A 22,435-nucleotide genomic window follows, 5' to 3' on the forward strand; every position below is an offset into this window, starting at 1 on the left:
AAAGATGGCAGAAAAAAAGACAAAGAAAGAGACCGCTCCCAAGAAGAAGGAAACCGCAAAGCCGGCAGCGCCGGTGAAGGCAGCAGCACCGGTAAAGACAGCAGCACCGGCCGAAAAAGCTCCTGCAAAAGAGCAGAAAGAGGCCCGCATCGGCGTATTTATTTGCCACTGCGGTACCAATATCGCCGGTTCAGTTGACATTGAAGGCGTGCAGGAATATGCAAAGACCCTGCCGAACGTTGCACATGTAGACAATTACCAGTACATGTGTTCCACACCCGGCCAGGGAAAGGTCAAGGAGGCCATCAAGGAGCACAACCTTACCGGTGTCGTGGTAGCAGCCTGCTCGCCGCGCCTGCACGAACCGACTTTCAGGACCGCCAGCAAGGAAGGAGGGCTGAACCCATTCCGGTTCGAGATGGCCAATATCCGCGAACAGGGCTCCTGGGTGCACATGCATGACCGCGAGGGAGCAACCGAAAAGGCAAAAGACGCCATCCGGATCGCGGTAGCCAAGGCGTCGCTCCTCCAGGATCTCATCCCGAAGAGCGTGCCCGTTGAGCATGCGGCTATGGTCGTCGGTGCGGGAATTGCCGGAATGCAGGCCGCCCTCGACCTTGCAAACGCCGGGATCAAGACCTACCTCATCGAGAAAAACCCGACCATTGGCGGCCGGATGTCCCAGCTCGACAAGACGTTCCCGACCCTCGACTGTTCGCAGTGTATCCTCACCCCCAAGATGGTGGATGTGGGCAGGAATGAGAATATCGAGCTGATGACCTGCGCCGAGGTGGAGAATGTCGAAGGTTACATCGGCAACTTCGATGTCACCATCCGCAAGAAGGCACGAGGGGTTCTCTCCATGGAAGAGGCCGAGGCAAAAGGAATCGTTGGCGGTGGATGCAACGGGTGTGGGGACTGCGAAGTGGTCTGCCCCGTCATCAAGCCGAACCCCTTCGAGATGGGGATGAAGCCCCGCAAGGCCATCTATATATATCACCCACAGGTCGTGCCGCTCATTTACCACATCGACTGGGACTCCTGCATCAAGTGTAACCTCTGCGTTGAGGCCTGCGGTGATAAGAAGGCTATCGACCTTGAAATGCAGGACGAGCTCGTGAAAGTCAAGGTGGGGACCGCCATCCTGGCAACGGGATACGACATCTTCCCAATCGAAAAGAAAGACGAATGGGGGTACAAGAAGTACGAGAACGTGGTCACCAGCCTCGAGTTTGAGCGCTTGATCTGTGCGTCGGGTCCGACTGGCGGCCACCTGGTCCGGCCGAGCGATGGTGCAACTCCCAAGAAGGTTGCCTTCCTGCTCTGTGCCGGTTCCCGTGATAGCACCGGAATTGGCCATCCCTACTGCTCGCGGTTCTGCTGCATGTACTCGCTCAAGCATGCCCACCAGATCATCGAGAAGATCCCAGATGCCCAGCCCTACCTCTTCTACATGGACATCAGGTCTTTTGGAAAGATGTACGAGGAGTTCTACTACCGTATCCAGGACGAGGGCGCCAAGTTCATGCGGGGACGGGTGGCAAACGTTCTCGAGGATCCGACCACCAAGAATCTCATCATCAATGCCGAGGACACCCTGCTCAACCGGCCGATCAGTCTCGAGGTTGACATGGTAGTGCTCGCTGCAGCGGTCGAGCCTGCAGCAGAGACCGACAAGACGAGGAAGCTCTTCGGTGTCTCACGGTCGATGGACGGATGGCTCCTTGAAGCCCACCCCAAGCTGAACCCGTGCGGGACCACCACAGCGGGTGTATTCCTTGCCGGTGTCTGCCAGGGACCAAAAGATATCCCTGATACGGTCGCATCAGCAGAAGGAGCCGCATCGGCTGCCAGCATCCCGATCCATATGGGAGAAGTGGAACTCGAACCTTACTTTGCCCAGTGCATTGAGGAGAAGTGCGCCGGTTGTGGCATGTGCGTGAACCTCTGTCCATACCAGGCCCTCTCGCTGGTCGAGAAGGACGGTCGGAAGGTTATGCAGGTCACCGAAGCAAAATGCAAGGGATGTGGGACCTGTGGAGGGTTCTGCCCCGGTGGTGCGATCTGGATGCAGCACTTTGCAACCCCGCAGATCATCGCCCAGATTGATGCGTTCCTCCTGGGAGGTGCGAAGTAATGGCAGAAGAGTGGAAACCCAAGATCCTCGGGATCATCTGTAACTGGTGCTCATATGCAGGGGCAGATCTTGCGGGCAGCGCCCGCACCCAGTACCCCCCCGACATCAGGATCGTAAGGGTGATGTGTACAGGTCGCGTAGACCCCCTGTTCATCCTGAAGGCATTCACAGACGGGGCTGACGGTGTCCTGGTCTCAGGCTGCCACTTCGGCGACTGCCACTACCTCGAGGGCAACTACAAGGGTGCAAAGCGGATGTTTATGTTGAAAAGCCTGCTTCGGAACATCGGCCTTGAGGACAAGCGCCTCAGGATGACCTTTGTATCAGCATCGGAAGGGGCAAAGTGGGCAAAAGTGGTTGAAGACGTGGTGAAGACCATAACCGACCTTGGTCCTAATCCCCTTAAAGAGCTCACCCGCTAAACGGAGGACTATTACGTGACCAAGATTGCACTGAACCTGATCACCGGACGCACCATCCAGCAGGGTGTTGCCATGGAAGGCGGAAAAGAGAAAGACGCCTATACCAAAGCCTGCGGCATCATCGAGATGGACATTTCCGATCTCAAGAAACTTGGTGCCTGGCGCAACACCAACGTCCGGGTGACCAGCAAACACGGGAGCGTGGTGGTCAAAGCTATTGAGGCCACCCAAGGTCCCCACCCGGGACTGGCCTGGATACCCCTGGGTCCCTGGGCCAATTGTGTAACCGACCCCAATACCTATTCCACGGGTATGCCCACGTTCAAGGGCGTTCCCATTGAGGTGGAGATCGCCATAAATGAAAAGGTACTCAGCTCTGTTGAGCTGGTACAGAAAAAATGCCGGGGTGAGATCTGATGACCAAGACAGTTACGGATGTTCTCTGTCCCTTCTGCGGGACTCTTTGCGACGACCTTGAGGTAGTGGTCACGGACGACGGCAAGACCATCGTGGACGTGTACAACGCCTGTGCGATCGGGGCGGAGAAGTTCATGCACGCCCAGGCCAAGGACCGGGTGAAGCGTCCGCGGATGCAACAGGCGGACGGCACCTACAAGGAAGTCTCGTATGACGAGGCCGTAGAGTATACGGCGCAGATGCTGGCCAACGCCAGGAAGCCGCTGATGTATGGGTGGAGTTCAACGAGTTGCGAGGCTCAGAGCGTCGGGCACGAGATTGCCGAGAAGGTCGGTGCGATTGTAGACAACACGGCAACGGTGTGCCACGGCACGACATTGATTGCCGTCCAGGACGTTGGTATCCCGAGTTGCACGCTCGGGGAGATCAAGAACCGGGCCGACCGGATCCTGTTCTGGGGTTGCAACCCGGCTCACGCGCACCCTCGGCACCAGTCGCGCTACTCGATCTTTCCCCGTGGATTCTTCACCAACAAGGGTCACAAGAACCGGAAGGTGGTAGTAGTAGATCCACGGAGGACCGACACTGCCAAGATGGCCGACTACCACTTCCAGATCGAGCAGGGCCGGGACTACGAGTTACTCTCGGCGTTCCGGGTAGCGATTCGCGGTGAATGGCTACCGGACACCGTGGCCGGGATTCCCAAGGAGAGGATCTACGAGGCCGCCGAAATGCTCAAGAGCGGCCGGTTCGGGATCATCTTCTTCGGCATGGGTGTGACCCAGTCTCTCTCGAAGAACCATAACATCGACAACGCCATCATGCTGACCAAGGATCTCAACGACTACACCAAGTTCAGCATCATGGCCATGCGGGGCCACTACAACGTGACCGGCTCCGGCCAGGTCATGGGCTGGCAGTTCGGCTTCCCGTATGCTACCGACCTCTCCCGTGGGTTTGCGCGGTATAACCCCGGCGAGACCACGTCCAACGACCTGCTGGTCCGCGGCGAGGTCGATGCGGTGTTCGTGATCGGCAGCGACCCTGGCGCCCACTTCCCGATCAGCTCGGTGAAGAAGATCTCCCAGTTGCCTTCAGTCTGCGTCGACCCCCACATCACACCCACCAGCGAGGTCTCCAAACTCCACGTCCCGGTCGCCTTCGTGGGTGTTGAGGTCGGCGGCAACTGCTATCGCATGGACAACGTCCCGATCGATGCCCGCAAGGTTGTCGACCCGCCGGAAGGCATGCTCACCGACGAAGAGTTCCTGACCCGGGTCAACCAGCGTCTCGATCAGCTGATGGAGGTGGAGTAATGTCCGAGTATCTGATAAAGAACGGGTTTGTCTTTGACCCGGTGCAGGGGATCAGGGGGGACAAGGCGGACGTTGCGGTCAGGGACGGCACGATCGTGGACAACGTGTCGTCCGGCGCAAAAGTGATCGATGCTGCCGGCAAGACGGTGATGGCCGGTGCCGTGGAGATCCACGCCCACATTGCCGGGCCCAAGGTGAACGAGGGGCGGAACTACCGGCCCGAGGACAAGTTGTTCACCTACAGGCCGAAGGGGAAGGGGAGCCGGATGGCCGGCGGGTTCTCGATCCCGACCACCTTCAAGACCGGGTATGAGTATGCCCGGATGGGGTATACCACGGCCATGGAAGCGGCGATGCCCCCGCTCTTTGCCCGGCACGTGCACGAAGAGATCCGTGACACGCCCATCATCGACGAGGGGGCTTACCCGGTGTTCGGGAACAACTGGTTCGTGATGGAGTATCTCAAGAACGGCGAGATCGAGAACACCGCTGCGTATATCGCCTGGCTGCTCAGGGCGTCCAAGGGCTACGCGATCAAGGTGGTCAACCCCGGCGGCACGGAAGCATGGAGCTGGGGGCTGAACTGCCTGACCGTGAACGACCCGGTGCCCTACTTCGACATCACGCCGGCCGAGATCATGACCGGCCTGATGCAGGCCAACGAGTACCTGGGCCTGCCTCACTCCATGCACGTGCACCAGAACAGCCTGGGCAACCCCGGCAACTATACCGTGACTCTCGACTCCCTGAAACTGGCCGAGAAGATCAGGCCCAACAACAAGTTCGGGCGGGACACGGTGCTGCACTCCACCCACCTGCAGTTCCACTCCTACGGCGGGGACAACTGGGGCAACTTCGAGTCCAAGTCAAAGGAGGTGATGGACTACGTCAACAAGCAGAAGAACATCACCATCGATACCGGTTGTGTGACCCTCGATGAGACCACCACCATGACCGCAGACGGGCCGTTCGAGCACCACCTGACCGAACTCAACCACCTCAAGTGGGCCAACATCGATGTCGAACTCGAGACCGGGTCCGGCGTGGTGCCCTACGTGTACAGCCCGGACATCAAGGTCTGCGAGATCCAGTGGGCTATCGGGCTCGAGATCGCTCTCATGACCAGGGACCACATGCGGACGTTCATCACCACCGACCACCCTAACGCCGGACCGTTCACCCGCTACCCCCGGATTATCAAGTGGCTGATGAGTGCCGAGGCCAGGAAAGAGAGGATCGAATCGTTCAAGCATGGCGCAAAGATGGTCGATGCTACCTACATCGCCGGTATGGACAGGGAACTCTCGCTCTACGAACTCGCCCAGATGACCCGGGCCGGGCCGGCAAAGGCGCTCGGGCTCGCGAACATCTACGGCGGGCTCGCACCAGGTATGGACGCCGATGTCGCGGTCTACAACTTCAACCCCGAGAGATCATACAAGCCCGATGAGATCGAGAAGGCGTTCTCCGCAGCGGCGTTCGTAATGAAGGCCGGAACACCGGTGGTCGTCGATGGCGAGATCGTCTCAAACGGCAACAAGCGGACGCTCTGGGTCGACGCAAAGACCAGCGAGAACCCCCAGGTCATGCGAGATATCCGTGACAAGTTCCTCAAGTACTACAGCGTGAACATGAACAACTATGACGTGGCCGGCCACTTCCTGACCAACCCCAGGGTCATCGAGGTCGATGCCGCCCGGTGAGGTGAGAGAGATGGAAACGGTAACACTTACCATAAAGACCCAGCCGGTACTCTTCCTCGAAGCGGACAACATCTCTCCGGATGTCTTTGCCGGGAAAACGGCTGCCGAGATAGCGGCGCTGCATGCCTACGAAGGCCGGGAGCAGACCACAATCGGCAAGTACTTTGAAGTGTCCGGGAACGCTGGGGCCACTGCGGCAGGTACCAGGATAGTTGTAAAAGGGGATGTCTCCCGGATCAAGTACATCGGCATGAAGATGACGGCAGGGGAAGTCGTCATAGAAAAAAGTCCCGACATGTATACAGGCGCCTGGATGCAGGGTGGAAAGCTCTTGGTCAGGGGCAGTACCAATGCTTTCACCGGTATCGGCATGAAAGGCGGCGAGCTGGTCGTTGAAGGTGATACCGGCAACTACCTGGGCGCCGCGTACCGCGGTGACTGGCGGGGGATGCAGGGCGGCACCATCCGGGTCAAGGGCAATGCCGGGTCCGACACCGGTTACTTCATGAACGGTGGTACCATCATCGTTGAAGGCAGTACGGACGTCCATGTTGGCACCCACATGGAGGGCGGCACCATCATCATCAAGGGAAACGCTCCGAGCAAGGTGGGGGGACAGATGGTGGAGGGAACGATTTACGTCTTTGGGGCCATCGATGTGATGATGCCGGGGTTCAAGTACGTGAAGGACGAAGAACTGGAAGTCGATGGATACAAGGGGCTCTTCTCACTCTTCCACGGCGATCTTGGTGAACGCCATCCCAAGCGTAAAGGTCAGATCGTATACGGGAAATTGTACCAGAAGATCTAATCCATTTTTAAATGATGAGCGCACCGCTCTTTAATATTCTTTTTAAGATCAGAACTGATTTAGTATTACGAGGAATAACCCTCATAGCATAATAAACATTCAAAAGAACATAAACATATGTTATATAAGAACATTCTCCTCATTTTTGTTATTATTCCGATATTTATATATAACGAATTTTTCTGTTGCAAAGCAGAAATCTTATATCGGGAGAGTAAGTATAGATGATTGTCCCGTGAGGGGACGTGCAATAGTGACTGGCATCTATCATCAGCCAACCAGATAGCTTGGCTCATCATTCAGTGATTGGAATGTATTGTGGTTAATAACGATTCAACGAGGATTATTATGGCAAAATACAAAGATACCGTTGACCTTTATGACGATCAGGGCAAGCTGCTTAAAAGTGGTGTTGCGCTGGACAAGATCAGCCCGCTGAAGAACGCCGGGATTGGGAAGGTCATTGACCTCACCAAGAGGACCGTTGCGGTCAACCTTGCAGGGATCGACAACGCCCTCAAGACCGGTGCAATGGGCGGCAAGAACAACCAGATCCTGGGATACAAGATCAAGTGTGACTGCGTCAAGGACGTCGACGCCATTTCCGACAAGATCGCGAAGATGGTCAGCGTCGAGGACAAGGATGATACCAAGGTCACCAAGGTAGGCGGCGGCAAGATGCTGCTCGTCGAAGTGCCCAGCGCCCGCCTGAAGGCAGCAGCGACATACGATGCTGCATCGACTGCCGTGGCCTCGGCAACTACCTATGCGATTCTTGACCAGTACAAGATCGGCATGTATGATGCCTCCTACGTCAAGTCTGCAATATGGGGTGGTTACCCCCACACCATGGACATGCAGGGCGGCAATATCGTCTCGATCCTGTCCATTCCCCAGAACAACGAGGGTCTTGGCTATGCGCTGAGGAACATCCCGGCCAACCACGTGGCCATGATGACCCACCGCAACGCCATGCAGACCGCTGCCCTCTCCGCGATCTTTGAGCAGTCCGGCGAGTTCGAGATGGGAATGGCCATCGGACCCTTCGAGCGTGCCCAGCTGCTCCTTCTCGCCTACCAGGGTCTGAACGCCAACAACATGGTCTACGATGTGGTCAAGCAAAACGGCAAGACCGGGACCATCGGTACCGTTGTCCACAGCATCGTCGAGCGGGCTGTCGAGGACAAGGTCATCAAGGCCGGCAAGAAGGGCAAGAGCGGGTATATCTTCTACGAGACGAAGGACCCGATGCTCTGGAACGCTTACGCTGCAGCCGGAACCATGGCCGCAACCATGGTCAACTGTGGCGCCGGGCGGTTTGCCCAGGCAGTCTCATCGACCCTGCTCTACTTCAACGACCTGCTCGAGCACGAGACCGGGCTGCCTGGCTGTGACTACGGCCGTGTGATGGGAGTCGCGGTCGGATTCTCGTTCTTCAGCCACTCTATCTACGGTGGCGGCGGGCCGGGAGTCTTCAACGGCAACCACGTGGTCACCCGGCACGCTGCCGGTGTTGGTATCCCGTGCGTGTGTGTTGCATGCTCGCTTGATGCCGGAACCCAGATGTTTGGCCCTGAGCAGACCTCGAAGATCTACCAGGACACCTTCGGACAGGTCGATGAGTTCAAGAAGCCCCTGCAGGCTGTAGCCAAAGGTGTCTGAAGCAAGTTTGGATAGAATGACATACGCCACATATCCTCAAGTCAGGATCGTCTCCGAACGGCTGATGAACCCGGAGACCACGGAACGGGTGATGAACCTGATCCTTGCAGTGGGGGGGATAAGGAGGGTCGTGTTGAACGGACCCCGGATCCCACCCAGCATCCCCTATGGTCCGGCACGCGGGGTCGTGAACCCCCATACCATGCGAAAGACCATATCGTTGGGCGGACAGGAGGTGGAACTCGAAGTGCACGTCGGCACCATACTGCTTGAGCTTGAGAGTGAGGAGTATATCCCAAAGATCAAGGCAGCGTGCGATGAGGCGTTCACCACAATGAGTTACTCCCTTAAGGAAGGCAGGTTCATGAAGACCGAGCCGACGATCGTGGACTATGCGAAATACGGGCCTGATGCCGATAAAGCCATCATTGGAATCACCGACCCGGGAAGCAGGTCCGGTCCGATCATCATCCAGGGAACCAAGTAGTTATGCCGATGGGGCGCGTCACTCAGGTCGTTGATTGCCGGGAGGCAATGGGAATGGGAAAGGGCGGTGGGATCGCCCAGAGGGGAACCATCTCGGAATGCCGATACCCCGATGTCATAGTGGTCGGCATGTCCCCTGGACGCCGACACGTCACCAAGCCCGTGTGCGATATCACTTCGGCGCTCCGGCAACAGGGGGTCGAGTACTCTATCAGCACCCTGGTCCTGAACGCAGGAAGCGGTGTACCCCCCGATGCAACCAATATCGGCGGTGCCGTCCTCGGCGCATACTTTGGCCTCACGGAGAAAGAGATACAGCAGATCGAGAAACACCGGGTCGCCATCCTCCACCACGGAAACGTCCGTTCCCATGTTGTGCACAAGGTGCGCTACATACTCGAGCGGTGCGACGTGATGGCAGTGGTGGTGTCCCAGGCCCCGGTCGATTTTGAGGATTTTGCGAAAGAAGGAGTGAAAACCGCCCTGGTGATGCCACCCCCCGACAAGGTAAAGACGAAGGGGACTGTGATGGCCATCGTCAGCGGTGTCACCCGGGGACAGACGCCGACCCGGGAGAAGATGGCGGAAGTCATTCGCGCAGTGATGAGACTGATCAAAACACAGGAGAGATAAAAAAATGGCATACAAACCACAGTTTGGGCCCGGATCCACCGTTGTCGCCGAGAACCGGCGCAAGTACATGAACCCGGGCTATAAGCTGGAGAAGATGCGTGACCTGTCGGACGAGGACATCGTCCTGCTCATGGGACACCGGGCGCCTGGTGCAGCATACCCGACCGCCCACCCGCCGCTCGCAGAGCAGCAGGAGCCCGACTGCCCGATCCGGAAGATGGTCACCCCGACCGATGGTGCCAAGCACGGTGACCGTATCAGATACATCCAGTTCACCGACTCTATGTTCTTTGCGCCCACCCACCCGTACGAGAGGTCGTACCTCGAGTCCTACCGCTTCCGCGGAATAGACCCGGGGACCCTGTCCGGACGTCAGATCGTGGAGTGCCGCGAGCGTGACCTCGAGAAGTACGCCAAGGAACTGGTCAACACCGAGCTCTTCGACCCGGCACGCACCGGCATCCGCGGTGCGACCGTGCACGGGCACTCGCTCCGTCTGGCTGAGGACGGGATGATGTTCGACATGCTCCAGAGGTGTGTCCTCGACAAGAAGGCCAACATGGTCAAGTACGTCAAGAACCAGATCGGCGAGCCCCTCGACAAGGAAGTCAAGGCCGGCAAGCCGCAGGATGATAAGTGGCTCAAGGCGCACACCACCATCTACCACTCGCTCGGCGGCGTTGCCTACCGTGACGATGCTGAAACCATCGAATGGGTCCAGCGCATCCACACGCTGAGGACGAAGTATGGATTCATGCCGGAGGAGTGATTGATATGGCAAAAGCAAAAATCGAGAGAACCCAGAAGATGTTCCTGGCATCCCTGAAGGAGAAGTTCGCCGAAGACCCCCAGTCCACGAACGTGCTCTATGCCCGCGCGGGCCTGAAGCAGTCCCCGAGGAAGATGGAGTTCGTCGAGGCGGGGAAGAAGATGGCGATGTCACGTGGCATCTCCATGTACGACCCCGTCCGCTGCCACCTGGGTGGTATCCCGCTCGGACAGCGCCAGCTGATGACCTACGAGGTCTCGAGATCCGGCGTGTTCGTTGAGGGTGACGACCTCCACTTCGTCAACAATGCTGCCATGCAGCAGTTCTGGGACGACATCAGGAGGACCATCATCGTCAACATGGACCTTGCCCACCAGACCCTGCAGAAGCGTCTGGGCAAGGAAGTGACCCCCGAGACCATCAACGAGTACCTCCACGTGCTCAACCACGCCATGCCCGGTGCAGCAGTGGTCCAGGAGCACATGGTCGAGACCCACCCCGGCCTGGTCGATGACTGTTACGTCAAGGCATTCACCGGTGACGAGGAGATGATGGACTCGCTCGAGCCCCAGTTCGTGATCAACATCGACAAGCTCTTCCCGGCCAAGCAGGCTGCCCAGCTCAAGGCATCTGTCGGCAAGGCACTCTGGCAGGCCATCCACATCCCGACCATCGTCTCAAGAACCTGCGATGGTGGAACCACCTCGCGCTGGTCTGCGATGCAGATCGGTATGTCCTTCATCGGTGCCTACCGCATGTGCGCCGGTGAGGCCGCCGTCGCCGACCTGGCATTCGCTGCAAAGCACGCCGGGGTTATCCAGATGGCAGACATCCTGCCCGCCCGCCGTGCCCGTGGCCCGAACGAACCGGGAGGCATCAAGTTCGGACACTTCGCCGACATGATCCAGGGAGACAGGAAGTACCCGCACGACCCTGCCCGGGCCTCGCTCGAGGTCGTCGGAGCCGGAGTCATGCTGTTTGACCAGATCTGGCTTGGGTCCTACATGTCCGGCGGTGTCGGGTTCACCCAGTACGCAACCGCTGCCTACACGGACAACATCCTTGATGAGTACACCTACTACGGGATGGACTACATCAAGCAGAAGTACAAAGTCGACTGGCAGAACCCGAACGAGAAGGACAAGGTCAAGGCAACCCAGGAGGTCGTCAACGACATGGCCACCGAGGTCGCCCTGAACGGCATGGAACAGTACGAGCAGTACCCGACCCTCATGGAGGACCACTTCGGCGGTTCCCAGCGTGCCGGTGTGCTCGCCGCTGCCTGCGGTCTGACCTGTTCGATCGCCACCGGGAACTCCAATGCCGGTCTGAACGGCTGGTACCTGTGCATGCTCATGCACAAGGAAGGCTGGTCACGGCTCGGGTTCTTCGGCTACGACCTGCAGGACCAGTGCGGTTCCGCAAACTCGCTCGCTGTCAGGCCGGACGAGGGTGCAATCGGAGAGTTCCGTGGACCGAACTATCCGAACTACGCCATGAACGTCGGACACCAGGGAGAGTACGCCGCTATCGTCGGTGGTGCTCACTACGGACGCGGAGATGCCTGGTCGCTCAACCCGCTGATCAAGATCGCCTTCGCCGACCCCTCGCTCAAGTTCGACTTCGCCGAGCCCAGGCGCGAGTTCGCAAAGGGTGCCATCCGCGAGTTCATGCCCGCCGGAGAGCGCTCTCTGATCATCCCGGCCAGGTGACCCGGGAAAACCACCTACTTTTTTTCAACAATTACGGGGTATTTTTCCGATTTTTTGCATGTATGCAATGGGTGCTATGCACATAGAACACTCAGCGACGCTCCTCGCGGTTTCGCCCCCAGGATCCCTCCGCCGCTGTGGCGTCCCCCGGCGCGATAGGGCGGTTTTACTTTTCTAATCCCACATCCTTTCACCGGATGGCCGAAGAAAGAAATGAAAGGAATGTCTGACCGACGGCACTTATGCCTGAATCGGAAGCCATAATGCCGGTGGAGGTGGAACAGATAGATTGAGCATGAAGAACCCCTTCCACGTGATGCTCATCCCGACCCTGGGATGCCCGGCCCGGTGCCGGTACTGCTGGAGCTCGGAGCCGGGGTCCCCTGTCATGGACATCGAGGTGGTTGGGGAGGTCATCGAATGGCTCCGGGAGTTTCCCGATAAAAGAGTCACCTTCACGTTTCATGGCGGAGAGCCATTGCTTGCCGGTGCAGAGTTTTACCGGCAGGCTTTACCGCTCCTGTCTGCGGGCCTACCCGGGATGAAGCCGGAATTCGCCATCCAGACCAACCTCTGGTTGATGACCCCGGAAATAGCAGATATCTTTGCAAAGTACCATGTCCCCATCGGAACAAGCATCGACGGCCCTCCTGAAATAAACGACATGCAGCGCGGAGAAGGGTACTTTGAAAAGACCATGAAGGGCTACGAGATTGCAAAGGCCCATGGTCTCCGGGTGAGCTTTATCTGCACCTTCACTGCACAATCGGCACAGTCGCGGGAAGAGATCTACCATTTTTTCAACAGCAGGGGGTACACCCTCAAGCTCCACCCTGCGCTCCCTTCCCTGCGAAACAGCAACCCGGAACCCTATACCCTCGATCCCGGTGAATATGGTGAGCTGCTCGTGTACCTGCTGGACCAGTCTCTTGAGCACCCAAACGGGATCGAGATCATGAACATCAGCGACCTGGTCAAATGCGTGCTCGTCCGCCACGGCACGGTCTGCACCTTTGCCGACTGCATGGGCACCACGTTCGCGGTTGGCCCCGATGGAAGTATTTACCCGTGCTACCGGTATGTCGGGATGCCGGAGTGGGTGATGGGCCTGGTGTACGATCACCCCTCGCGAGAAGACCTCGCCGGCTCCGATGCCTGGAAGCGCATGGACCGGTTTAAAACCTTTGTCGACGAACACTGCAGGGAGTGCAGGCATATCCGTTACTGCAGGGGAGGTTGCCCCTACAATGCCATGGTCCCGACAGGCGGCGAGATTGCCGGGGTCGATCCCCACTGCGTCGCGTACAGGAGGATATTTGACGAGATAACTGAGCGGCTCGACCGGGAGATGCAGGAAGGGCCTGGCCTGGAAATGCCGGCATCAGGACCGCGAATGCCGAAAAAGCCCGGGATAATGTCGCTGATGCAGCGAATGGTAAGCAGGTAGAAAGGCGCTTCCCCGATTATTCTTTTTCCTGGTCCATCAGATCGCGAATCCCTGCCACACCCGGCTCGCGACCGTGTGAATCAGGTCACCTCTCCGGGAAGAACAGCAACGAAAAAGATACCGTGGTTAGTGGTCGCACATGCTCTCGCCCGGCACAATCCTATCTTGTGCAAAGCAGAGTGCGACCTCGTCCACCGAGCCCTGTATTCCGAGAATGACGCCGATACCCTGCTCTTCGAAGAGCCGTACCGCTTTCATTCCCATGCCGCCGGCAAGAACATGCGTTATCCCGCATGAGGCCAGCATCCGGGGGAGTTTTCCCGGCTCGTGCCCGGGACTGATGATATATTCCTGTTGTACGATCTCCTGGCCCCTGATATGGTAGATTACGTACCTCTCGCAGTGGCCGAAGTGTGAGGAAACACCGGATCCATCAGCTGCGATGGCGATCCGCTTTATTGCCGGTTCAACCTTGCCGTCCATGGATCAGTATCTCCAGCACCATCCCCCGAACCTTCCGCCACGCCTGCCGCCGCCAAATCCTCTTCCGCATCCCCAGGGGATACCACCGCGGCCTCTTCCGTAGACGGCCGGTCCGGGTCCCCATGCAGGCCATGCAGGAGGGAGCTGTGACTGATCGGGAGCCTGTTCCTGAGGTTCTGTACCAGCCGCCTGGGGGGTCGTCCCCTGTTGCGGCACGGGCAGGCGGCCGGTTGCACACCAGCCCCGGCCCCACCCGGTCATGGGCCCCCGTCCCAGGGGGCCGGTTCTATCAAATCCTGGCATTGTGTTCAACACCTGGCACATTGGTGCCTTAATTACTCATATGAGTGAAAATATATAAAGATGATGTATTCGGCACGTCTGAACTATCGATTACCCCATTCTCCCTGCCGGTGACGGCGGCGGCAGAGCCAGTCGCCAGGCACCATGGAGAGCGCGGTATCCTGCGGGCAGTTACCCTCAATCCGTCGCTCACACCTGCCAATCTCGATTCGTTTGCCGTGGATGAGCGCATCGGCCACCTTCTTGCGGGCTTCGTGGAGGTCTTTCCAGATCGTTCTCCGGGAGACCCCCATGACGGCACTTGCCTCTTCCTGCGCAAGACCGTTCAGATCGACAAGTTTCAGGAGTTCTAGCTCCTCAGGGAGAATTACAACGGTTTCTTCAAATGAAGGGGTGTTGCACTGCGGTGCATAGCAGCGGAGTGGTCCACAGGGATCAATACGTCGCTGCACCCGTGGGCGGCCTCGCCGTCTTGCTCCTTCCGGTCCTCGTTCATGCATGATTCGGCTACCAAAGCTCCTGGGATATATTATCCCAGATACACCTAATTGCTTCCGATGCCGGAACATCGTACTCGGTTACCGGCCGTCCCATCCGTACCGCTTCCATGACGGCTTCATCATAGGGTATCTCTCCCCTGAACACCAGTTCCTTTTTCCTGCAATAGTCCCTGATCTCTCCCGATATCCGGGAATTGAGGTCGGACTTGTTGATAACCACCGATACCTGCGTCCTGAGACTACGGCTGACCCGGACCACCCGTTCGAGATCGTGGAGCCCTAAAACGCTCGGTTCGGTCACCACCATCACGTGATCGGTCCCGGTGATAGTCGCGATAAGCGGGCACCCGATCCCCGGTGGGCCGTCGATGAGCATCAAGTCGCAGTCGTTATTTCGGGAAAGCGCCATTTTTTTGATATCCGATACGAGGAGCCCTGAGTTCGCGGCTCCGGGTGCGAGCCGGGCATGCACTAGGTTCCCGTAGGAAGTCTGTGAATAGAAGATCTCACCAACGATGCGGGGCTGCATGCTGACCGCCCCGGAAGGACAGACCAGCCTGCAGACCCGGCAGCCCTCACACCGGCCGGGATCAACGCTGAATGTCCCGTTGACCATCGAGATTGCATCGAACCGGCAGGCATCGCTGCAGATCCCGCATGCCGTGCAGATACCGGGATCTATGCACGCCGCTTCCATCCCGTAAAAATCCTTTCGTTCGAGGATCTGGGGATTCAGGAGCAACTCGAGGTTTGCGGCATCAACGTCGCAGTCGACCATGACCCGCGAACGGATGCATATCTGGGCAATCGCCCCGGTAACCACCGTCTTTCCGGTCCCCCCCTTTCCGCTGACCACCGCGAACCGGATCATGCCCCCTCCCAAAGCGCCCTGCATGCCCCGCCGATTGCACGGAACCGCTCTTTCCATACAGGATCCCTGCGGGATATGAGGTCTCCGGAACCCTGGATCTCGGCTATCTTTCGTTCGAACGGGATAACCGCGAGCACCGGGATCTTCTTCTCTTTACAGAACCGTAGTGCCGCTTCGTCCTTCCCATCGCTCCGGTTGATAACCACTCCTGACGGAATTCCCATCTGCGAGGTCACGTCATATGCAAGCGCGAGATCGTGGAGACCAAAAGGAGTTGATTCGGTAACAAGGATGCAGACATCCGACCCCTGGAGGGTTTCTACTACGGGGCAGGATGTCCCTGGAGAGGCATCGAGAATGACCCACGCAGCACTCCCTGCAGCGTCTTTTGCTTTCTGTATCACCTTCACTGCCAGCACTTCACCTTCATTGAGCGTGCCGGTCACCAGCCTGAATGAGGTGGTAATTGCTCGTTCCGTAACGGTCCCAATCGGACGGGGGATCTCCGCGATCGCTCCCACGGGGCAGGCGATGGTGCACCCTCCGCAGGAATGGCAGTGTTCAGGGAAGAAAAGTACCCGGTCCTTTGCCGCAACAAGCGCCCCGAACGCACAGAACCTGGCACAGTCACCACAGAGCGTGCAACGGTCCGGATCGACATCCGGAACCATGATCGTCACCGGAGTCACTACCGCCCGGGCTTCCGGGAAAAAGAGGTGCAGGTTCGGCTCTTCGACGTCACAGTCAACGAGCGTTACCGGGTCTGAAGCGGCAAGAGACCAGGCAAGGTTGGCGGCAACCATGCTCTTCCCGGTTCCCCCTTTTCCGCTTGCAACAGTAATTATCATGAACCGCCTATTGTTCCTTCAGCCCTCCGCTCTTGTATGCGGCGATGGCGTCCCTGACCGTGCTTCCTGCCTGATCGTAGAGGAGGATGGTGATCCCTCCGGCCTTCAGTGCCCCAAGGGCATTTCCACCGATCCGTGCAGTGACGAGCACCTGTACATTCTTATCGAGTAGGAACTGCGCAGCCCGGGGCCCGACCCCCCCCATGCCCTCGGCAGCGGGGTTCTTATACGATTCGGTCGTCCCGCTTTCCGCATCGAAGATCACATAATACGGTGCACGCCCGAACCGTTCGTCGACCAGGTCTCCGGGTTCAGGTCCCTTGGATGGAATACAGATTCGCATGGTTCTTCCCTTAATTATTTCTCATATGCGTATAATGAACACTCCCGTCCCGGCATCAGGACAGGATACCGATTCGTGCCAGAGAGTATCGGATAATCAGGAGTTTAATATTTCTCTCAAGCGTATGGGTACAGTGCGAATGCAGGTCCAGGTCATCTCCCCGGGATTCTATACCTATGGTGCCATGGTAATCGGGGGGCTCCTCAGGTCGGCCGGTGCCTCGGTCACCCTCCACCGGGACTTTTCTGCGGACCCGTCCCAAGTTGTATTTCTTAGTCTCTACTCTACCCAGCACCTGCTCGATCCGAAAATCCGGGACTTTATTTCCCGGGCACACCGGTCGGGAACGAAATGCTATGTCGGCGGGCCGGTCTCGGCAGCCCCTGGAATGGTCCTCGGAGAACTTGCCCCCGATGCCGTAGTCATCGGTGAGGGGGAAGAGGTCGTCATCTCACTCCTTACCCAGGGGTCACCTGGCACTATTCCCGGGACTGCCTATGTCCGGGACGGCGAGGTAATCATCAACCCGCCCGTTACCCCGTCAACACTCGAGCGACCGCTCCCGCTCATTCCTGATGATATCGGATCCCAGGACATACGGGGTGCGAATGTCTACATCGAGACGCACCGGGGATGCCTCGGGGCCTGTAGTTTCTGCCAGGTGCCCCGGTTCTTCGGGAGATCCATCCGGAGCCGGGAGATCGGCGACATCCTTGCTGAAGTCCGGGCCTTCCGAGAGAAGGGTGCCCGGAGGATCTCTATCTCCGGCGGTACCGGTTCCCTCTACCAGTACCGGGACGGAAAGATGGATCCCGGGTCCTTTGTTGACCTCCTGTCGGGAATGGCAGAGATAATGGGACCGCGGAATGTCTCAGCTCCCGACATCAGGGTCGACTGTATCAGTGACGAGATACTCGATGCCATCCGGAAATACACCATCGGATGGGTCTTCTTCGGCATCGAGTCCGGGAGCGATCGGGTCCTGGCCCAGATGGGAAAGGGGGTGAACAGCTCCCAGGTCGCCGACGCGATCGCGGCATGCCGGCAGCACCGGCTCGCGGTTGCCGGGAGCTTCATCGTCGGCTATCCGAGCGAAGAGCCTGGTGATCACGAGCTGACAAAAACGTTTATCGCTGAGCATATTCTCGATGACCTCTTTGTTTCCATCGCAGAGCCACTCCCTTCGACCCCGCTCTCATCTCTTGCTCTCAGGACACCGCGGGAGGCAAACCCGCTTTTTATTCCCCACACCGGTGAATACCGCCCGTTGCACCTCACCGAAGCCGAAGCCCGCTTCTTTGACCTCTCCCTTCACGGAGCAATGTTCCGCACCCGGCCTCTCCTGGTGTCCGGCCCCCATTACGATACCTTCCTTGCAGAAGGGCGAAAACAGGGAAGGGAAATCCGATCGGTGTACGACGTTCTCGAGAAATATCATGGGAAGTGAATGGACGGGTTTGCTCCCGTTCCACTGGACCTCCGCTTTTCTGCTATGAAAAGCCTGGTTGACTTTTAAACAAGCATGCTTTATTTAAGTCAACTGTGAATGAGTTAAAAATCGCTGGAAAACCCGCCGTTTTGGGATTAAAACGCAAAAAACCGGTATATAAGCAAAAATTTCGAAACCTTTAACTTATTACCGGCGCAACTGTTTCCTGAACCACAAAGGGTTTGTACTCGTTGTGAGTGGCAATGCATGATGAACACTCTCGTGCACTATTCAGCACGCAGGGAGGAGGCTAAATGGAAAGTATTGTATTTGGCATTGGAATAACTGCTTTGGCAGGGGCACTTGCCACCGTTGCCGGTGCTGCCGAGAACACTGAATCTGATATCGGATCACAGGGTGACCCGAACTCCCAGGTTCAGCTAGCTCCGCAGATGGGATATTTGCACCGGATCTTCAATAAAGCCATTGCCGGTGAACCGCCGGCATATGGGCTGTGGATTGCCCTTGGCGCCGGGCTTGCCTGGGCCTTTATGGCAATGCAGATTAACCCGATACTTGCACTCATTCTCGGAAGTACCATCGCCGTCTTCATCCAGGGAATCTATGCTACCACCGCATACCTGGGGAGAATTGCAAGTCTCGCTAAATTCGGACAGCCGGTATACATCGATATCCTGAAGTCGATGACAACGGTGACCATGGCACATGCCTTTGTCGCCATATTCACCACCGTGACCTTATGCCACCTGATCAACGCCGCGCTTGGCCACCCGTTCCCGTTGCCGCTCCTCGGCATCGTTTGGGGTATCGCGCTCGGTGCAGCAGGGTCGGCAACCGGGAACCCGTTCTATGGGAAGGAGCGGCAGTATCAGAACCAGAAGTACGGTGCAGGGGTCCCGATCGCTGCTTCCGGTAACATTGTCAGGTATGCCGAAGCTGGTGACAGGAACTCTCTTGATAACGGCTGGTTCTCCGCAAAGCTTGGCGGCCCGGCATCAGGAATCTGTTTCGGGCTGATCGTCTTCTTCGAACTCTGGCGAACCGTGATCTTCGAAGGGATCGGCGCAGGCTGGGGTGCAATCATCGTCGGTATCATCCTGATCCTGCTATTCATGGTGATCGACCGGTACATCGAGGTCTGGGCCCGGAAGAACTTCGGCCCGTATACGAAGCCTGAGGGGGCATCCGCATGACCGCGATCGCTGCAAAACCGACAGCCGCTGACGCCATGGACATGACCGCGACCTTCATCGGTATCATCATTCTTCTCGTCATCATCGCCGCGACCTATTTCCTCGTCGGTTCCGGAATGGCGTTAATGGCCCTGATCGGCATTATCGTGGGCGGAATCTTCATCGGGTTCGGGGTGCACTTCGTGCCGGTCGGCGGTGCGCCCGCGGCAATGGGGCAGGCACCCGGTATCGCAACCGGAGTGGCAATGCTTGCGGCCGGAGCCGGGCTTGCCGGACTCTTCGGCGGTGCCTGGGCAGCTGAGCTCGGCATCGTTGTAGCAACTATCACCGGTGCAATCGGGGGAGGCCTGATGATGGCCATCACCTGCATGTTCGTGAACGTAATCTACGTCTTCGGCATGGGAATTCCCTCGGCATCAGGAAAGGTTGCAAAAGACCCGATTACCGGGGATACCCAGGCGGAATACAAATCGCAGGGGACTGAGGGACACGGGCTTCCGTTCGTCTCTTATATCGGCGGTGTCATTGGCGGCCTCTTTGGAGGTGCCGGAGGTACGCTCATCTACATAATGCTCCTTGGTGTTTACAAGGAAGAGCTCCCCGGAATGATGAACGCACTGCCAGGACAGGTCTTCCCTATCGCCGTCACCCTCGCCGGTATCTTCGCCATTGGGATGTTCCTTGTTAATGCGGTGCTTGCTGCGTATAACATCACCGGTACGATCGAAGGACCCCATGACCCCAAGTTCAAGCGATTCCCCCGTGCTATCGTGGCTTCGGCAATCGCCTCCGCGGTCTGTGGGATGGTCGCGATCATGATCGTTGCGCTGTGAGGTGCTGACATGGCAATAAAAGTTGAAAAGATAGAGGGAGGCATTCCCCACAACACGATCATGGTCGCCGGCCTCATCGCCACCGTGATCTGTGTATACCTCACCTATGCCAACGTGCTCACTGGCACCCAGTACTTCGCATTCTTCGGAGGACTGGCAACTGTCGCTGCCCTGGTCTGGGGAAGTCACACCATCAAGCACCTGTGCAGCTACGGTATTGGAACGGGCGTCCCGTCTGCCGGTATGATGGCATTCGGCTCAGGTGTCATTGCAATGCTTTTTGCGACCAAATACGGGATCGTTGCACCCATAATCGCCATAGTCCTGGCAGCAGTCATCGGGGCAATTCTCGGATACCTGTCCAACAATGTACTGAACATGAGGATCCCGGTAATGATCCAGTCCCTCGTGGAAATGGCGATCATCGGGGCCCTGGTGCTCATGGGTTACGCCGCCATGATGAGCGGATCCTTCGAGCTTTCGGGACTTACAACCGGCAGCGTCAGCATCCTCGGACTCTCACTTCCGAGCTACGAAGCCTCGTTCGTCGGCGGTGCACTCATCGCCACGGCCTTCATGCTCGGTGGTATCGCCATCCAGCACCCGTTCAATGCGTGCCTCGGCCCCAGCTGGACCCAGGACCGGATGCTCTACCTTGCAGCCGAATGTGGATTCCTTTCCATGATTGCCGCTGCGGTCATGTCCATGCCCCTCGTTGGCATGAGTGCGGCACTAGTGTCGCTGTTCGTCGCGGTCGTTGGCTGGTATTACACATACATCAAGTATATCGAACTCTCGAAGCGCGATGCAGCATCCTGGCTTGATGCCAAGCCGATACCTGAAGTGGAGGGACTGTAACATGTACGTTGAGGTTCTTCCCGAATACGGCCTGGTCGTCGACCCCATGATCGGTATCGTGACTACAGCAGGGGAGTCGCTTGCCCCCGTAATCGAGAAAGTGGCAGAACTCGAGGCTATTGCCGACGATGTCGTCAACATGCTCTCAGGAAAGGGCAACCTGCTTGCCTCATTCCCGGGACGTGACAACAACCTCTCGGTAGCCGGAGGGGTAACCGCCTTCTGGTACGGGCTTGCAGTGGGGCTCTTCATTGCAGGAATATACGTGTTCCATCTGATGTGAGGTGAGAGATATGGCAGAAAAGAAATCACCAGCAAGCGGGTGGCCGATCGTCAAGGGTGACTTCCACTCCGGAGACGCCAACAACCCGGTTGCGGTCATGACCTGCGGTTCCCACCTCGATGAGACAGGGATCTGTGACAGGGGAGCCGCCATCTGCGGGTCCTGCAAGACCGAGAATCTCGGACTGGAGAAGGTCATCGCAAACATCATCTCCAACCCCAACATCCGTTTCCTCCTGCTCTGCGGGACCGAAGTCAAGGGTCACCTGGCCGGAAATACCATGGAGGCCCTCCACAAAAACGGGGTCAAGGAAGGCAGGGTTGTCGGGGCAGAAGGTGCCATTCCGTTCATCGAGAACCTCGCCGATGACGCCATCAAGCGGTTCCAGGAGCAGTGTGAACTCGTCAATATCATGGAGGCCGAGGACATCAACACCATCGCCGCCAAGATAAACGAGCTCAAAGCACGCGATCCCGGTGCATTCGCCGCCGATCCCATGATCGTCGAGGTCAAGGAAGCCGCCGGCGGTGCCGAAGAGATGGGTGGAGTGGTCCAGCCGATGTCAGGCGAACTCGCCCTGATTCACGCGAGAATGAAAGTGATCGAGAAGATGGTCGTCGATATCGGGTACCGCAACAGGTTTGCGGCTGGCGTCTACTCAGGCAAGGTCGAAGGCATCATGATCGGCCTGATCGTCTCATTTGCCCTTCTAGGGTTCGTGTTAATGGGGTGATTTGAAAATGGCAGAAGAAGAAGGTGCAAAGATGGCAGGACCCATCAGGATGGTCGCAATCGACCGGATGGTCGAGAACATGCGCTACAAGGCGCAGATCATCGCACGCTCAAACAAGTTCGATTCGGCCATCACCGAATCGGGCATTATCGGGTTTGCTATCGGACTGTTCGTTGCCCTGATCCTGGTTACGGTACCTGCGGTGTTTGTGTGAGGTGAGAG

General features: G+C 57.7%; 25 protein-coding genes. 19 read left to right on the forward strand and 6 right to left on the reverse strand.

Translation table 11 applies throughout. The annotated features are described in order from the left end of the window. Positions 1 to 4: 4 nt before the first annotated feature. From IPI71_03195 to IPI71_03250, 12 genes are all read left to right on the forward strand, one after another. Complete coding sequence (locus IPI71_03195) at positions 5 to 2,137, forward strand: CoB--CoM heterodisulfide reductase iron-sulfur subunit A family protein (protein ID QQR71527.1); 2,133 nt, start codon at positions 5 to 7, stop codon at positions 2,135 to 2,137. Then, positions 2,137 to 2,559, forward strand: coding sequence for a hydrogenase iron-sulfur subunit (locus IPI71_03200; GenBank protein QQR71528.1), 423 nt, complete (start codon positions 2,137 to 2,139; stop codon positions 2,557 to 2,559). Before IPI71_03195 ends, IPI71_03200 begins: the two co-directional genes overlap by 1 nt. A 15-nt stretch (positions 2,560 to 2,574) precedes the next feature. After that, positions 2,575 to 2,976, forward strand: coding sequence for a molybdopterin dinucleotide-binding protein (locus IPI71_03205; protein ID QQR71529.1), 402 nt, complete (start codon positions 2,575 to 2,577; stop codon positions 2,974 to 2,976). Next, positions 2,976 to 4,292, forward strand: coding sequence for a formylmethanofuran dehydrogenase subunit B (locus IPI71_03210; GenBank protein ID QQR71530.1), 1,317 nt, complete (start codon positions 2,976 to 2,978; stop codon positions 4,290 to 4,292). The genes IPI71_03205 and IPI71_03210 overlap by 1 nt, the downstream gene beginning before the upstream one ends. Beyond that, positions 4,292 to 5,995, forward strand: a complete 1,704-nt coding sequence (locus tag IPI71_03215; protein QQR71531.1) for a formylmethanofuran dehydrogenase subunit A — start codon at positions 4,292 to 4,294, stop codon at positions 5,993 to 5,995. Before IPI71_03210 ends, IPI71_03215 begins: the two co-directional genes overlap by 1 nt. A 10-nt stretch (positions 5,996 to 6,005) precedes the next feature. After that, positions 6,006 to 6,806 (forward strand): formylmethanofuran dehydrogenase subunit C, encoded by an 801-nt coding sequence (locus IPI71_03220; GenBank protein QQR71532.1) that lies wholly within the window; start codon positions 6,006 to 6,008, stop codon positions 6,804 to 6,806. Between the two features lie 348 nt (positions 6,807 to 7,154). Next, positions 7,155 to 8,468, forward strand: a complete 1,314-nt coding sequence (gene mcrB / locus IPI71_03225) for a coenzyme-B sulfoethylthiotransferase subunit beta (GenBank protein QQR71533.1) — start codon at positions 7,155 to 7,157, stop codon at positions 8,466 to 8,468. A gap of 16 nt (positions 8,469 to 8,484) precedes the next feature. Beyond that, a complete protein-coding gene (gene mcrD, locus IPI71_03230) occupies positions 8,485 to 8,955 on the forward strand; it encodes a methyl-coenzyme M reductase operon protein D (protein QQR71534.1) in 471 nt (156 codons plus the stop codon). A gap of 2 nt (positions 8,956 to 8,957) precedes the next feature. Beyond that, a complete protein-coding gene (gene mcrC / locus IPI71_03235; GenBank protein ID QQR71535.1) occupies positions 8,958 to 9,587 on the forward strand; it encodes a methyl-coenzyme M reductase I operon protein C in 630 nt (209 codons plus the stop codon). A gap of 4 nt (positions 9,588 to 9,591) precedes the next feature. Next, a complete protein-coding gene (gene mcrG, locus IPI71_03240; protein QQR71536.1) occupies positions 9,592 to 10,356 on the forward strand; it encodes a coenzyme-B sulfoethylthiotransferase subunit gamma in 765 nt (254 codons plus the stop codon). A gap of 5 nt (positions 10,357 to 10,361) precedes the next feature. After that, the gene (mcrA, locus tag IPI71_03245) at positions 10,362 to 12,068 is read left to right on the forward strand and encodes a coenzyme-B sulfoethylthiotransferase subunit alpha (GenBank protein QQR71537.1); all 1,707 of its coding nucleotides are present in this window, start codon (positions 10,362 to 10,364) and stop codon (positions 12,066 to 12,068) included. Between the two features lie 295 nt (positions 12,069 to 12,363). Beyond that, complete coding sequence (locus IPI71_03250) at positions 12,364 to 13,515, forward strand: TIGR04083 family peptide-modifying radical SAM enzyme (GenBank protein QQR71538.1); 1,152 nt, start codon at positions 12,364 to 12,366, stop codon at positions 13,513 to 13,515. A gap of 126 nt (positions 13,516 to 13,641) precedes the next feature. Here the strand turns inward: IPI71_03250 and IPI71_03255 are convergent, their stop codons facing one another. The 6 genes from IPI71_03255 to IPI71_03280 form a co-directional block, all read right to left on the reverse strand. Then, entirely contained in the window at positions 13,642 to 13,998 is a 357-nt protein-coding gene (locus tag IPI71_03255; GenBank protein QQR71539.1) for a dinitrogenase iron-molybdenum cofactor biosynthesis protein, read from the reverse strand. 3 nt (positions 13,999 to 14,001) lie between these two features. Further along, positions 14,002 to 14,301 carry a DUF5320 domain-containing protein gene (locus IPI71_03260; GenBank protein ID QQR71540.1) on the reverse strand — a complete coding sequence of 100 codons (300 nt, stop codon included), beginning with the start codon at positions 14,299 to 14,301 and terminating at the stop codon, positions 14,002 to 14,004. An 83-nt stretch (positions 14,302 to 14,384) separates the two neighbouring features. Next, positions 14,385 to 14,801 (reverse strand): DUF134 domain-containing protein, encoded by a 417-nt coding sequence (locus tag IPI71_03265; GenBank protein QQR71541.1) that lies wholly within the window; start codon positions 14,799 to 14,801, stop codon positions 14,385 to 14,387. 7 nt (positions 14,802 to 14,808) lie between these two features. Next, on the reverse strand, positions 14,809 to 15,672 hold the full coding sequence (locus IPI71_03270; GenBank protein QQR71542.1) for an ATP-binding protein: 864 nt from the start codon (positions 15,670 to 15,672) through the stop codon (positions 14,809 to 14,811). After that, complete coding sequence (locus IPI71_03275) at positions 15,669 to 16,520, reverse strand: ATP-binding protein (GenBank protein ID QQR71543.1); 852 nt, start codon at positions 16,518 to 16,520, stop codon at positions 15,669 to 15,671. The genes IPI71_03270 and IPI71_03275 overlap by 4 nt, the downstream gene beginning before the upstream one ends. Before the next feature lie 7 nt (positions 16,521 to 16,527). Continuing rightward, positions 16,528 to 16,863 (reverse strand): NifB/NifX family molybdenum-iron cluster-binding protein, encoded by a 336-nt coding sequence (locus IPI71_03280; GenBank protein QQR71544.1) that lies wholly within the window; start codon positions 16,861 to 16,863, stop codon positions 16,528 to 16,530. Between the two features lie 139 nt (positions 16,864 to 17,002). Between IPI71_03280 and IPI71_03285 the strand changes: the two genes are divergently transcribed. From IPI71_03285 to IPI71_03315, 7 genes are all read left to right on the forward strand, one after another. Beyond that, entirely contained in the window at positions 17,003 to 18,310 is a 1,308-nt protein-coding gene (locus IPI71_03285) for a TIGR04014 family B12-binding domain/radical SAM domain-containing protein (GenBank protein QQR71925.1), read from the forward strand. 296 nt (positions 18,311 to 18,606) lie between these two features. After that, positions 18,607 to 19,506 carry a tetrahydromethanopterin S-methyltransferase subunit E gene (locus IPI71_03290; protein QQR71545.1) on the forward strand — a complete coding sequence of 300 codons (900 nt, stop codon included), beginning with the start codon at positions 18,607 to 18,609 and terminating at the stop codon, positions 19,504 to 19,506. Further along, on the forward strand, positions 19,503 to 20,339 hold the full coding sequence (locus IPI71_03295) for a tetrahydromethanopterin S-methyltransferase subunit D (protein ID QQR71546.1): 837 nt from the start codon (positions 19,503 to 19,505) through the stop codon (positions 20,337 to 20,339). Before IPI71_03290 ends, IPI71_03295 begins: the two co-directional genes overlap by 4 nt. A 9-nt stretch (positions 20,340 to 20,348) precedes the next feature. Next, positions 20,349 to 21,197, forward strand: a complete 849-nt coding sequence (locus IPI71_03300; protein QQR71547.1) for a tetrahydromethanopterin S-methyltransferase subunit C — start codon at positions 20,349 to 20,351, stop codon at positions 21,195 to 21,197. Between the two features lies 1 nt (position 21,198). Then, on the forward strand, positions 21,199 to 21,480 hold the full coding sequence (mtrB, locus tag IPI71_03305; GenBank protein ID QQR71548.1) for a tetrahydromethanopterin S-methyltransferase subunit B: 282 nt from the start codon (positions 21,199 to 21,201) through the stop codon (positions 21,478 to 21,480). A 10-nt stretch (positions 21,481 to 21,490) separates the two neighbouring features. Beyond that, on the forward strand, positions 21,491 to 22,213 hold the full coding sequence (locus IPI71_03310) for a tetrahydromethanopterin S-methyltransferase subunit A (protein QQR71549.1): 723 nt from the start codon (positions 21,491 to 21,493) through the stop codon (positions 22,211 to 22,213). Positions 22,214 to 22,220: 7 nt separating this feature from the next. After that, positions 22,221 to 22,427 carry a tetrahydromethanopterin S-methyltransferase subunit F gene (locus IPI71_03315; GenBank protein ID QQR71550.1) on the forward strand — a complete coding sequence of 69 codons (207 nt, stop codon included), beginning with the start codon at positions 22,221 to 22,223 and terminating at the stop codon, positions 22,425 to 22,427. The last annotated feature ends 8 nt before the right edge of the window (positions 22,428 to 22,435 follow it).

Source organism: Methanolinea sp. (genome assembly GCA_016699325.1).
In the GTDB taxonomy this organism is placed as follows: Archaea; Halobacteriota; Methanomicrobia; order Methanomicrobiales; family Methanospirillaceae; genus UBA9949.